This is a genomic window from Acinetobacter nosocomialis NIPH 2119 (assembly GCF_000368085.1).
GTDB lineage: Bacteria > Pseudomonadota > Gammaproteobacteria > Pseudomonadales > Moraxellaceae > Acinetobacter > Acinetobacter nosocomialis.
Map to the genome: position 1 here is coordinate 3,120,748 of NZ_KB849239.1, position 13,958 is coordinate 3,134,705.

At 42.4% G+C, this 13,958-nt stretch carries 7 protein-coding genes, 2 tRNA genes and 3 rRNA genes; 9 read left to right on the forward strand and 3 right to left on the reverse strand.

Going from position 1 to position 13,958, the window contains the following annotated elements; genetic code table 11:
* The first annotated feature begins 502 nt into the window (after positions 1 to 502).
* The 6 genes from F984_RS18415 to F984_RS18440 all read left to right on the forward strand — a co-directional run bounded on the left by F984_RS18415 (position 503) and on the right by F984_RS18440 (position 6,359).
* Positions 503 to 2,040, forward strand: a 16S ribosomal RNA gene (locus F984_RS18415).
* A gap of 59 nt (positions 2,041 to 2,099) precedes the next feature.
* Positions 2,100 to 2,176, forward strand: a tRNA-Ile gene (locus tag F984_RS18420).
* Positions 2,177 to 2,231: 55 nt separating this feature from the next.
* Positions 2,232 to 2,307, forward strand: a tRNA-Ala gene (locus tag F984_RS18425).
* 348 nt (positions 2,308 to 2,655) lie between these two features.
* Positions 2,656 to 5,546: ribosomal RNA gene (locus F984_RS18430) — 23S ribosomal RNA — on the forward strand.
* 179 nt (positions 5,547 to 5,725) lie between these two features.
* Positions 5,726 to 5,840, forward strand: a 5S ribosomal RNA gene (gene rrf / locus F984_RS18435).
* The 16S, 23S and 5S rRNA genes sit together here with 2 tRNA genes alongside, the layout of an rRNA operon.
* A 105-nt stretch (positions 5,841 to 5,945) precedes the next feature.
* Entirely contained in the window at positions 5,946 to 6,359 is a 414-nt protein-coding gene (locus F984_RS18440; protein ID WP_004711284.1) for an SRPBCC family protein, read from the forward strand.
* 28 nt (positions 6,360 to 6,387) lie between these two features.
* Here F984_RS18440 and F984_RS18445 read toward each other — a convergent pair whose 3' ends face one another.
* Positions 6,388 to 7,080, reverse strand: a complete 693-nt coding sequence (locus tag F984_RS18445) for a TIGR04219 family outer membrane beta-barrel protein (protein ID WP_004711287.1) — start codon at positions 7,078 to 7,080, stop codon at positions 6,388 to 6,390.
* Between the two features lie 628 nt (positions 7,081 to 7,708).
* On the opposite strand from F984_RS18445, the gene F984_RS18450 reads away from it, so the two are divergent.
* On the forward strand, positions 7,709 to 9,187 hold the full coding sequence (locus F984_RS18450; RefSeq protein ID WP_002053942.1) for a sodium-dependent transporter: 1,479 nt from the start codon (positions 7,709 to 7,711) through the stop codon (positions 9,185 to 9,187).
* A gap of 12 nt (positions 9,188 to 9,199) precedes the next feature.
* On the forward strand, positions 9,200 to 9,343 hold the full coding sequence (locus F984_RS18455; protein WP_002053803.1) for a methionine/alanine import family NSS transporter small subunit: 144 nt from the start codon (positions 9,200 to 9,202) through the stop codon (positions 9,341 to 9,343).
* Between the two features lie 41 nt (positions 9,344 to 9,384).
* Here the strand turns inward: F984_RS18455 and rsmB are convergent, their stop codons facing one another.
* Together rsmB and fmt are read right to left on the reverse strand one after the other, a co-directional pair.
* Positions 9,385 to 10,689: a 16S rRNA (cytosine(967)-C(5))-methyltransferase RsmB gene (gene rsmB / locus F984_RS18460; protein WP_004711291.1), complete on the reverse strand. Its 1,305-nt coding sequence runs from the start codon at positions 10,687 to 10,689 to the stop codon at positions 9,385 to 9,387.
* Positions 10,686 to 11,648 (reverse strand): methionyl-tRNA formyltransferase, encoded by a 963-nt coding sequence (fmt, locus tag F984_RS18465; protein WP_004711293.1) that lies wholly within the window; start codon positions 11,646 to 11,648, stop codon positions 10,686 to 10,688. Before fmt ends, rsmB begins: the two co-directional genes overlap by 4 nt.
* 348 nt (positions 11,649 to 11,996) lie before the next feature.
* On the opposite strand from fmt, the gene ilvD reads away from it, so the two are divergent.
* Positions 11,997 to 13,826: a dihydroxy-acid dehydratase gene (ilvD, locus tag F984_RS18470; RefSeq protein ID WP_004711295.1), complete on the forward strand. Its 1,830-nt coding sequence runs from the start codon at positions 11,997 to 11,999 to the stop codon at positions 13,824 to 13,826.
* Positions 13,827 to 13,958 lie beyond the last annotated feature (132 nt).

Here is a 13,958-nt window from a genome sequence, read left to right on the forward strand (position 1 = left end):
TAAAAGTAGTGAAAATGCCTAAAAAAAAGCCATATATATCACTTTTTTCGCAAAATAGTAGAAAAAAACGGCACTCAAGAGAAAAAGGCTGAAATACCCCTTGCAAAGGGATTTGGATGGTCTATAATGCACATCCATCGGCGGTGATGCAGATAGAAACTTGTTGAAAAACAGTTACTTGAGATTAGATTGGTTACTTTAAGTGATGAATTTGATGTTAAGTTGGTTTGAGAAGTAAGTTTTAAAAATATCGAAATTACCTGTTGACTTTTAAGAGATTAAGAGTAATATAGCCGACCTAGCTTGCTGGTGACGAACCAGGAAGAAGATCATTAAGAGAATTGAAGAACAACTTGTGTGGATTTTTACTGATTGATTAATCGAAATAATTTTCATTGATTGATTGGTTTAAATTACTCGAAGTTTATTTGAGCGAAATTTAAGTCAGTAATTGATGAGCCAGAATTGGCACCTTGTCTATAAATAAGGTGCAAAATGATTTTAACTGAAGAGTTTGATCATGGCTCAGATTGAACGCTGGCGGCAGGCTTAACACATGCAAGTCGAGCGGGGGAAGGTAGCTTGCTACTGGACCTAGCGGCGGACGGGTGAGTAATGCTTAGGAATCTGCCTATTAGTGGGGGACAACATCTCGAAAGGGATGCTAATACCGCATACGTCCTACGGGAGAAAGCAGGGGATCTTCGGACCTTGCGCTAATAGATGAGCCTAAGTCGGATTAGCTAGTTGGTGGGGTAAAGGCCTACCAAGGCGACGATCTGTAGCGGGTCTGAGAGGATGATCCGCCACACTGGGACTGAGACACGGCCCAGACTCCTACGGGAGGCAGCAGTGGGGAATATTGGACAATGGGCGCAAGCCTGATCCAGCCATGCCGCGTGTGTGAAGAAGGCCTTATGGTTGTAAAGCACTTTAAGCGAGGAGGAGGCTACTTTAGATAATACCTAGAGATAGTGGACGTTACTCGCAGAATAAGCACCGGCTAACTCTGTGCCAGCAGCCGCGGTAATACAGAGGGTGCAAGCGTTAATCGGATTTACTGGGCGTAAAGCGCGCGTAGGCGGCTAATTAAGTCAAATGTGAAATCCCCGAGCTTAACTTGGGAATTGCATTCGATACTGGTTAGCTAGAGTGTGGGAGAGGATGGTAGAATTCCAGGTGTAGCGGTGAAATGCGTAGAGATCTGGAGGAATACCGATGGCGAAGGCAGCCATCTGGCCTAACACTGACGCTGAGGTGCGAAAGCATGGGGAGCAAACAGGATTAGATACCCTGGTAGTCCATGCCGTAAACGATGTCTACTAGCCGTTGGGGCCTTTGAGGCTTTAGTGGCGCAGCTAACGCGATAAGTAGACCGCCTGGGGAGTACGGTCGCAAGACTAAAACTCAAATGAATTGACGGGGGCCCGCACAAGCGGTGGAGCATGTGGTTTAATTCGATGCAACGCGAAGAACCTTACCTGGCCTTGACATAGTAAGAACTTTCCAGAGATGGATTGGTGCCTTCGGGAACTTACATACAGGTGCTGCATGGCTGTCGTCAGCTCGTGTCGTGAGATGTTGGGTTAAGTCCCGCAACGAGCGCAACCCTTTTCCTTATTTGCCAGCGAGTAATGTCGGGAACTTTAAGGATACTGCCAGTGACAAACTGGAGGAAGGCGGGGACGACGTCAAGTCATCATGGCCCTTACGGCCAGGGCTACACACGTGCTACAATGGTCGGTACAAAGGGTTGCTACACAGCGATGTGATGCTAATCTCAAAAAGCCGATCGTAGTCCGGATTGGAGTCTGCAACTCGACTCCATGAAGTCGGAATCGCTAGTAATCGCGGATCAGAATGCCGCGGTGAATACGTTCCCGGGCCTTGTACACACCGCCCGTCACACCATGGGAGTTTGTTGCACCAGAAGTAGCTAGCCTAACTGCAAAGAGGGCGGTTACCACGGTGTGGCCGATGACTGGGGTGAAGTCGTAACAAGGTAGCCGTAGGGGAACCTGCGGCTGGATCACCTCCTTAACGAAAGATTGACGATTGGTAAGAATCCACAACAAGTTGTTCTTCATAGATGTATCTGAGGGTCTGTAGCTCAGTTGGTTAGAGCACACGCTTGATAAGCGTGGGGTCACAAGTTCAAGTCTTGTCAGACCCACCATGACTTTGACTGGTTAAAGTTATAGATAAAAGATACATGACTGATGATGTAAGCTGGGGACTTAGCTTAGTTGGTAGAGCGCCTGCTTTGCACGCAGGAGGTCAGGAGTTCGACTCTCCTAGTCTCCACCAGAACTTAAGATAAGTTCGGATTACAGAAATTAGTAAATAGAGATTTCGGTCTTGATTTATTAACTTCTGTGATTTAAGTATCACAGTATTAAGCATGACCTGATGAAGGCATGTTTATTCATTAACAGATTGGCAAAATTGAGTCTGAAATAAATTGTTCACTCAATAACAAAGAGAGATGAAGTAATTCTGATCTTGGAGTTAATTGAGAACTAGCAAATTAACTGAATCAAGCGTTTTGGTATATGAATTTAGATTGAAGCTGTACAGTGTTTAAATACACAGTGCTCTAAACTGAAATGTTGAAGTTACTAACTTGTAGGTAACATCGACTGTTTGGGGTTGTATAGTCAAGTAATTAAGTGCATGTGGTGGATGCCTTGGCAGTCAGAGGCGATGAAAGACGTGATAGCCTGCGAAAAGCTCCGGGGAGGCGGCAAATATCCTTTGATCCGGAGATGTCTGAATGGGGGAACCCACCTACTTTAAGGTAGGTATTGCAACATGAATACATAGTGTTGCAAGGCGAACGAGGGGAAGTGAAACATCTCAGTACCCTTAGGAAAAGAAATCAATTGAGATTCCCTCAGTAGCGGCGAGCGAACGGGGATCAGCCCATTAAGTTATGTGTGTTTTAGTGGAACGCTCTGGGAAGTGCGAACGTAGAGGGTGATATTCCCGTACACGAAAGGGCACACATAATGATGACGAGTAGGGCGAGGCACGTGAAACCTTGTCTGAATATGGGGGGACCATCCTCCAAGGCTAAATACTCCTGACTGACCGATAGTGAACCAGTACCGTGAGGGAAAGGCGAAAAGAACCCCTGTGAGGGGAGTGAAATAGATCCTGAAACCGCATGCATACAAGCAGTGGGAGCACCTTCGTGGTGTGACTGCGTACCTTTTGTATAATGGGTCAGCGACTTATATTCAGTAGCGAGGTTAACCGTATAGGGGAGCCGTAGAGAAATCGAGTCTTAATAGGGCGTTTAGTTGCTGGGTATAGACCCGAAACCAGGCGATCTATCCATGAGCAGGTTGAAGGTTGGGTAACACTAACTGGAGGACCGAACCCACTGTCGTTGAAAAGCCAGGGGATGACTTGTGGATAGGGGTGAAAGGCTAATCAAGCCTGGTGATAGCTGGTTCTCCCCGAAAGCTATTTAGGTAGCGCCTCGGACGAATACCATAGGGGGTAGAGCACTGTTTCGGCTAGGGGGTCATCCCGACTTACCAAACCGATGCAAACTCCGAATACCTATGAGTACTATCCGGGAGACAGACTGCGGGTGCTAACGTCCGTAGTCAAGAGGAAAACAATCCAGACCGCCAGCTAAGGCCCCAAAATCATAGTTAAGTGGGAAACGATGTGGGAAGGCATAGACAGCTAGGAGGTTGGCTTAGAAGCAGCCACCCTTTAAAGAAAGCGTAATAGCTCACTAGTCGAGTCGGCCTGCGCGGAAGATGTAACGGGGCTAAAACTATGTGCCGAAGCTGCGGATTTGACATTAGTCAAGTGGTAGGGGAGCGTTCTGTAAGCCGATGAAGGTGTATTGAGAAGTATGCTGGAGGTATCAGAAGTGCGAATGCTGACGTGAGTAACGACAAAACGGGTGAAAAACCCGTTCGCCGAAAGACCAAGGGTTCCAGTCCAACGTTAATCGGGGCTGGGTGAGTCGACCCCTAAGGCGAGGCCGAAAGGCGTAGTCGATGGGAAATTGGTTAATATTCCAATACTTCTGTGTAATGCGATGAGAGGACGGAGAAGGTTAAGTCAGCCTGGCGTTGGTTGTCCAGGTGGAAGGATGTAGGTATGTATCTTAGGCAAATCCGGGGTACTCTATACTGAGATCCGATAGCAAGCTGTACTTGTACAGCGAAGTGGCTGATACCATGCTTCCAGGAAAAGTCTCTAAGCTTCAGTTACACAGGAATCGTACCCGAAACCGACACAGGTGGTCAGGTCGAGTAGACCAAGGCGCTTGAGAGAACTCTGCTGAAGGAACTAGGCAAAATGGTACCGTAACTTCGGGAGAAGGTACGCTGTTGTTGGTGATGGAACTTGCTTCCTGAGCTGATGACAGCCGCAGAAACCAGGCCGCTGCAACTGTTTATTAAAAACATAGCACTCTGCAAACACGAAAGTGGACGTATAGGGTGTGATGCCTGCCCGGTGCTGGAAGGTTAATTGATGGGGTTAGCGTAAGCGAAGCTCTTGATCGAAGCCCCAGTAAACGGCGGCCGTAACTATAACGGTCCTAAGGTAGCGAAATTCCTTGTCGGGTAAGTTCCGACCTGCACGAATGGCATAATGATGGCGGCGCTGTCTCCAGCAGAGGCTCAGTGAAATCGAAATCGCTGTGAAGATGCAGTGTACCCGCGGCTAGACGGAAAGACCCCGTGAACCTTTACTGCAGCTTGACACTGAACTTTGACCTTACTTGTGTAGGATAGGTGGGAGGCTTTGAAGTTGGAACGCTAGTTCCAATGGAGCCGTCCTTGAAATACCACCCTGGTAATGTTGAGGTTCTAACTCTGTCCCGTTATCCGGGACGAGGACCGTGTCTGGTGGGTAGTTTGACTGGGGCGGTCTCCTCCTAAAGAGTAACGGAGGAGTACGAAGGTGCGCTCAGCGTGGTCGGAAATCACGCGTAGAGTATAAAGGCAAAAGCGCGCTTAACTGCGAGACCCACAAGTCGAGCAGGTACGAAAGTAGGTCTTAGTGATCCGGTGGTTCTGTATGGAAGGGCCATCGCTCAACGGATAAAAGGTACTCTGGGGATAACAGGCTGATACCGCCCAAGAGTTCATATCGACGGCGGTGTTTGGCACCTCGATGTCGGCTCATCTCATCCTGGGGCTGAAGCAGGTCCCAAGGGTATGGCTGTTCGCCATTTAAAGAGGTACGCGAGCTGGGTTTAGAACGTCGTGAGACAGTTCGGTCCCTATCTACCGTGGGCGCTGGAAATTTGAGAGGATCTGCTCCTAGTACGAGAGGACCAGAGTGGACGAACCTCTGGTGTACCGGTTGTGACGCCAGTCGCATCGCCGGGTAGCTATGTTCGGAAGGGATAACCGCTGAAAGCATCTAAGCGGGAAGCCTACCTCAAGATAAGATTTCCCTAGGAATTTATTCCTCTAAAGAGCCGTTCGAGACTAGGACGTTGATAGGTTGGATGTGGAAGCATAGTGATATGTGAAGCTGACCAATACTAATTGCTCGTGAGGCTTGACTATACAACACCCAAGCAGTTGTATATAAAGCATCAATCGATTCATAAATCTACAAAGCAACTTGATTTAGTTAAACGCTTAGCTAAAATGAACACAGTCAGATTCAATCAGCCCAGTCTGTAAAGATTTGGAAAACGCTTCGGCAGTTAATAAGACCAAAGCAAGTATCCATAAACAGTTGTGCTGGCGACCATAGCAAGAGTGAACCACCTGATCCCTTCCCGAACTCAGAAGTGAAACCTCTTAGCGCTGATGGTAGTGTGGGGTTACCCATGTGAGAGTAAGTCATCGCCAGCTCATTATTCCAAACACCCCCATTCTAAAGAGTGGGGGTGTTTTTTTATTTGTCAGATGATTACTTCAAGAATAATATAAATTCGATAAAATATGGAAAAATACAAAATGATGAAGGCAATTGAGTTATCTCAATATATTCCCTATCCACCTAAGAAAGTATGGGAAGCATTGACCACACCTGAACTCATTCAACAATGGTGGGCTAAAGGAGATATTCAGCCTAAAGCTGGTCATCAATTTACTTTAGATATGGGTAGTTTTGGAGTACAACATTGCCTAGTTAAGGTGGCTGATAAAGAAATTTTATTTGAATATGACTTTGCAATTGGTGTACTTGATACAACTCTAAGATGGCAATTAATTCCTCAAGGAGAGGGCACACTTTTGCAGCTTAAACATTCGGGATTTAATGAGAATTCTTCTTTGGGACAACAAGCTTTTATGGGTATGAGAAAAGGTTGGCCACAAATTTTAAGTCGAATTGAGACGGTAATTTCTAATTATAAAAAAATAGGGTGAAAGAATATTTCTCTCACCCTCGTTGAGTCTAAAAATGTGCTTCTAAGCCTACATATGGTCCTTTAAACTCAAATTTAAGGTCATTGTTATCATAATCATCTAAGTCAATATTGAGTACACGATAGCCTGCTTTAAGGCCTAAATCGACTACTAAATTATCGACAAATTTATACTTTACTTCTGCTAATGCATCTGTGATTTTTGCATCATTAAAGTTTGTATAAGTTGCTTCACCTTTAGCACTTAGACCTGTAAATGGAAGTTTTACTTCTCCCGACAAATAAGCAATAGGATATGTTTTATCAATATCTACACGTTTACCTGTATAGGCGGTGATATCACCATTTAATACGGTTGCACCTAGACCCGCATCCACACTCACAATATTATCTAGTAATTCATAATAAAGAATAAAATCACTATGATCTAAATTAATCTTATAGTTAGCTTGACCTAAGGTCTCTGATTTAGTTTGAGTATCTAGATTAACGTAACGAATTTTTGCATTTGGAATAAATGGGATTGGGTGCTCGAATGCTAATGAAAGTTGTGCACTGCCTTTTCGATCTAAGTCTTGGTCATCTGGCAATTGTGTAGACATGTTTGCTTTACCATCGTAAAACCAATAGCCCACGTCCCCTTTAACTCCTATAAAATCCGCTTGAGCAAATCCGCTAAGACTCATCCCGAGTGTCAAAAAAGACATTTTTAATATCTTCATCATCATATCCTAAGAAAAGAAATCTTTGAGCGCATGATATAGACATCTGAGAAGTTATGCATTGATGAAAAATGGTGAATATAAAACTTTTAGAATTATAATTATTTTTATTAATTTATGTTTTTGATTTTATTATTAAAATATAGATTTTAAGTGGAGCTTGTTAGGAAAAATTTTAGTATAAATTTTGTGTAATACATCGGTAAGATTCTGTGATTTTACTCATCTAAAATTGGTTGATATATCTACTTTATAAAGTAGAAAATAATTTAAATGGTAGAAAATATCATTGCTTATATTCTCTAATAATATGTTTTAGAACATGAATATTAGCTAAAAAATAACCAATCTAAATCAAAATCTCTAAAAAACGTAAAATTTCAGACGGAAATTACAGTAAAAATAAATAAAAACGGGTATTGTTCAACTATATAGGGGCAAAAAATGGACAAAAATCTTTAAGGAAGAATTTTCTATTTTTGCTTGTTTGACATGAAAATAAAAATACTCAAAAGGTGCCTTTTATTCTCTATCAAACACAAAAGTATTCTTTGGTTCTTTTTTTGCGTGCGGAATAACAATCAACAAAAGCAGTAAAAATAAGTAATCTTTTAACATTAGGTGTTCTATGACAGATTCTCGTGAAAACTGGACGTCACGATCTGGTTTTATTATCGCAGCCGTTGGTTCGGCTGTTGGTTTAGGTAATATTTGGCGTTTCCCCTACGTTGCTTATGAAAATGGTGGTGGTGCGTTCCTTATTCCTTACTTACTTGCACTTATTACGGCAGGTTTACCATTACTATTTTTAGATTATGCAGTAGGCCATCGTAGTACAGGATCGCCTCCTAAAGCGTATAGAGCTTTGTTTAAAGGCGGAGAAACTCTAGGATGGTGGCAGGTTTGCGTCTGTATCATTATTGGTTTGTATTACGCAAGTGTTCTGACTTGGGCTGGTAGCTACATTTATTTTTCTATTGGCCAAATGTGGGGAAGTGACCCGGAAGGCTTCTTCTTCAATACCTATTTACAAACCACAAAAGCGACTGGCTTTGATTTGCAGTTTGTAGGCCATTTATTCTGGCCAATTGTTGGAATTTGGGCACTGACTTTAATCATTTTATATGGTGGAGTGAAAAAAGGTGTTGAATTATCTAATAAGATTTTTATGCCTTTATTATTCATCTTATTTACGATTTTAGTGATTCAGTCATTACGTTTACCGGGTGCAGTACAAGGTTTAAATGCTTTCTTTACTCCAAACTGGTCTGCCATGATGGACTATAAAGTTTGGTTAGCGGCCTATGGTCATACGTTCTTCTCACTCTCTGTTGGTTTCGGGATTATGGTGACCTATGCATCTTACTTAAAACCAAAAACCAATTTAACTGGCTCAGGTCTTATCGTTGGTTTCGCGAATGCATCGACAGAGATTTTAGCGGGTATCGGTATTTTTGCAGCGCTTGGCTTTATGGCACATGCTGCAGGTACTGAAGTTAAAGATGTGGTGAGTGGTGGTATTGGTCTTGCATTTATTGCCTTCCCTAAAATTATTTCAAGTTTAGGTTCTGGTGCTGATCTATTCGGCCTTTTATTCTTCTCTTCATTATTTGTAGCTGGTATTTCTTCAATGGTTAGTATTTTGGAAGTACCTATTGCAGCGATGCAAGATAAGTTGAAGTGGAGTCGTAAGAAAGCGGTAACCATTATTGGTGGTGGTAGTGCTCTAGTCTCAATTATTTTATTCTCAAGTGTAAATGCAATTAAGCTCGTTGATATTGTCGACCATTTTATCAATAACATTGGCATTATTGGGGGAGCATTGATATCAATTATTAGCGTAGCTTGGTTTAAGCGCTCAGCTCTTAGAGAGCTTCGTGATCATGTCAATCGTATCTCAACCATTCAATTGGGTAAGGGATGGGATTTCACCTTAACCGTGATCACTACTTTTATCCTATTAACAACACTCACTATGACTGTTTTTAATTTGATCAAAAATGGCTATGATACTTATAGTATGAGCTTACAAGGTGTATTTGGCTGGGGCAGTGTGATTTTCTGTGCAGTCGTTGCTATCGTGTTAAGTAAAATGAAAGATCGCTAGGAGGATAAAATAATGAATACTTCGGCAATCGTGATGATGATAATTTCAATGGTATTTGTATGGGGTGGACTAGCTTTATCCATCTTACATTTATCAAGACATCCTGAAGAGTTAGATGAAGTCTTAGAAGAAGTCAAAGACCAGCACACTCTTTAATACTGATCTAGTAAAAAAGCAGGCTTAAAAGCCTGCTTTTTTTATGCAATTTTTTGAATTTTACAATAATAAAATCCATCACCAGATTGTGCTTCTGGCAACAGTTGTCTGCCATGAGCTTGTTCAATTCCCCAATCTGCTTCAATTTTTACTTCTTTTGCATCGGTATGCTCTGCAAAGAAGCTAATCATCTGCTGTTCATTTTCAGCTTTTAAAATTGAACAGGTGATGTAAAGCAGGGTGCCTCCAACTTTAAGTTGCTGCCACATGTGCTCTAAGATCTGCTTTTGTAGCTCAATGGTTTGGGCTATGTCACTAGATTGGCGCAATAGACGTATGTCAGGATGACGTCGAATTACACCTGTCGCAGAACAAGGTGCATCGAGCACGATACAATCTACAGGTTGGGCTGGAGTCCACTTGGTTGCATCTGCTGCCAGAATTTCAGTATGGCTTTGATCTAGTGCTAGTCGGTTTAGGTTTTCAGTTACACGGACTAAACGACTTGGATCCTGATCAATGGCGATTAACTGGGCTGGTTTAAATTTTTCAAGCAAATGAGCCGTTTTTCCACCTGGAGCCGCACACGCATCAATAACTGTTTTATTGTTTAAATCAGGCAATAAGGTTGCACATAGCTGTGCATGTTCATCTTGTACAGAAAACCAGCCCTGTTCAAAACCCGGTAACTGTGTAATTTGTACAGATTGTTCAAGAATAATACCCGCGCCAGATAGAGTACACGCACGTGCCTGAATATCTAAACTTTGTAGTTTTGCTAAATAAGCATCGCGACCAATATGGCGTTGGTTTACTCGTAAAGTTAAAGGTGCGGTTTGCTTTAACGATTGGCAGAGAGCTTCTGTTTGTTCTCCCCAATCCTTTTTTAAACGCTTAAAAAGCCAACTTGGTAAGCCATGGGCTTGCTGTAAACCTTGTTGAAAGTCCTCAGTTTCGCGAGTTGCTCGGCGCAAAATTGCATTCACAATACCGCTGAGTGCAGGGAAACCAAGTTGTTTAGTCGCATCTACTGTTTCTGAGATGGCAGCGTGCGCTGCAATACGCGTGCATAAAACTTGATAAAGACCAACGTATAGACAGGTTTCTACTGTCTCATTGTTTAAAGGTTTGCTGAGCAAAGGCAGACTAATTGACTTAAGTGCGAACCATTGGCGTAAAGTACCTAGAACAAGTTCATGAAATAACGCACGATCACGCTCTGCGACTTGATTCAGCTGTGTATTTAAAATACTAGCCAATGATTGGCCCTGCTGAACTTTGAGTAACGTTTGGACGACTTGAGCGCGCAGGTTAAAACGTGATGAGTTTGAAGTAACCTGACTCATGGCAGAATCTGTCCTACATGAAGTTTTTGAGTTTGTGCAATTTGTTGAGCATTTAATGCTTTACCACCTGGCCACTGTACACTCGTTAGACAAATAAATGTATTTTCACCACAAGCAACATGTACGCCTTGTTTATCAATTGCAATAATTTCACCAGCTTGAGCATGTGCTTTGCTTTGGCTAGAAACTAGAGAATTCCAAACACGCAGTGCATTATTTTCATCAAGTTGAACAAAAGCGACTGGCCAAGGGTTGAATGCACGGATATTGCGGTCTACTTGAACTGCATTTATAGACCAATCAATACGAGCTTCTGACTTTACGAGTTTATGAGCATAGACCGTTAAGCTTTCGTCTTGGACTTCGCGTTCTGCCAAATATTTTTGCAGAGTTTCTTCTGACTCGAGTACAGCACAAATTGCTGTTGCTCCTTGTGCTGCCAACTTGTCATGTAAAGTCGCTGATGTATCTTCGGAAGTGATTGGGCAATAGGTTTTATACATCATATCGCCTGTATCTAAACCTGCCGCCATTTGCATGATGGTAATGCCGGTTTCTTCATCGCCTGTTGCAATCGCGCGTTGAATTGGCGCTGCACCACGCCAACGTGGTAATAGTGAGCCGTGAATATTTAAACAGCCATATTTAGGTGTATCGAGCACAGCTTGTGGAAGAATTAAACCATATGCTGCAACCACCATGACATCAGCGCCTAAAGCAGCCAGTTCTTGTTGAGCAGCCAAGCCTTCTTCAGTTGAAGCTTTGAAGTGAAGCGGTTGATAAACAGGAATATTATGTTCCAGTGCAAGCTGTTTTACAGGAGACGGTGTTAGTTTTTGTCCACGGCCTGCTTTACGGTCTGGTTGAGTATAAACCGCGATAATTTCATGGGAAGTTTTTAATAAAGCCGCCAATGCTGTTGCAGCAAATTCGGGGGTGCCAGCAAAAATAATTTTCACAAATGCAATCCAAAAAGAGTTTATACGTAGTATACGTGAAAAACGATTGAAGCCCTAAACTCATGGTGATTGAGCATTTTAGTTTTTAAATAGTGAACAAAAAATTATTGAAAAAATTTTATTGATAAAAAAAGGTTATAAAAAAATAAAAAATTATTCATGTAAGTTTTGCTAAATATTGACTGAGTATTATCGTTCTTGGCTTTCCCTATATTATTTGCTTCTATAGAATGGAGAATGATCAAATTATGATGATGAGTCAATATTCCGACTGATCTAACGCTATATCAGTATCATTCAGCCAGAGTGGAAGTCATTTCACTCAAGCACAACTTGTTGGAAATACAAATGCCTGACTATCGTTCAAAAACATCGACACACGGAAGAAATATGGCTGGCGCACGTGGCTTATGGCGTGCAACAGGAATGAAAGATGAAGATTTCGGCAAACCAATTATTGCTGTGGTCAATTCATTTACTCAATTTGTTCCGGGCCATGTCCATCTAAAAGATTTAGGGCAGCTTGTCGCAGCAGAAATTCAGGCAGCAGGTGGTGTTGCTAAAGAGTTCAATACAATTGCGGTGGATGATGGTATCGCGATGGGGCATGACGGCATGCTTTATTCATTACCATCACGTGATTTAATTGCGGATTCAGTTGAATATATGGTGAATGCTCACTGCGCCGATGCGATGGTATGTATTTCGAACTGTGACAAAATTACTCCGGGAATGTTGATGGCTGCTATGCGTCTAAATATTCCTGTGGTGTTTGTGTCTGGCGGACCAATGGAAGCAGGTAAGGTTAAATTCCGTGGTGATGAAAAGGCCATTGACCTTGTAGATGCGATGGTTGTTGCTGCTGATGATAGTTACACCGACGAAGAAGTTGCAGAGTTTGAACGTTCAGCATGTCCAACTTGTGGTTCATGTTCAGGTATGTTTACTGCAAACTCAATGAACTGTTTAACCGAAGCTTTAGGTTTATCTTTACCGGGCAATGGTTCTATCGTTGCAACGCATGCAAACCGTAAAAAATTATTCTTAAAAGCAGGTCAGCTTATTGTTGAATTGGCTAAGCGCTATTACGAACAAGAAGATGCAAGTATTTTGCCTCGTTCAATTGCCACTAAAGCTGCCTTTAAAAATGCGATGACACTTGATATTGCAATGGGCGGTTCAACCAATACAGTTCTCCACTTGTTAGCTGCGGCAAATGAAGCTGAAGTTGATTTTACAATGGACGACATTGATGAGTTGTCACGTCGAGTACCAGTGCTTTCAAAAGTAGCGCCAGCAAAACAAGACGTACATATGGAAGATGTACATCGTGCAGGCGGTATCATGGCCATTTTAGGCGAGCTTGATCGTGCCAATTTATTGGATGTATCTGTACCGACAGTACATGAAAAAACTTTAAAAGATGCTTTAGATAAGTGGGATATTATCCGTACTGAAAATGCAGAGGTTTATGAGTTCTATCGTTCATCTCCGGGTGGTGTTCCGACTCAAGTTGCATTCTCACAAAACCGTTACTACTCAACTTTAGATGGCGACCGTGAAAAGGGCGTAATTCGTAATGCAGAACATGCATTTTCTAAAGATGGTGGTTTAGCTGTTTTATACGGCAACATCGCACTTGATGGTTGTATCGTAAAAACTGCGGGTGTAGATGAATCTATTTTAAAATTCACTGGTACAGCACGCGTTTTTGAGAGTCAAGATGCAGCTGTAGAAGCAATTTTAGGCAATGAGATTAAAGCTGGCGATGTTGTTGTTATTCGCTACGAGGGTCCACGTGGTGGTCCGGGCATGCAAGAAATGCTTTACCCAACCAGCTATCTTAAATCGAAAGGTTTAGGAAAAGACTGTGCCTTGGTTACAGACGGTCGTTTCTCTGGTGGTTCATCAGGTCTTTCAATTGGTCACGTTTCGCCAGAAGCTGCTGAAGGCGGTGCAATTGGTTTAGTTGAAGATGGCGATACCATCGAAATTGATATTCCAAACCGTACCATTCACTTGAATATTGATGATGCGACTATGGCGCACCGTCGTACAGTTCAAGAAGCGAAAGGCTGGCATCCGAAAGAAGAACGTAAACGTAAAGTATCAAAAGCGTTAAAAGTTTATGCAATGCATACTACAAGTGCGGCAAAAGGAGCTGTACGCGTTCTATAAAATATTCAATTTTAATAATTGAATAGGAAACATGCACCCATAAACACGATGAATTGATATCATGTTATGGGTGCATTTTTTATGTCTGGTAAAAAAAATCCGCTTGTAGGAAAAGGTGTTTTCAGATCATTC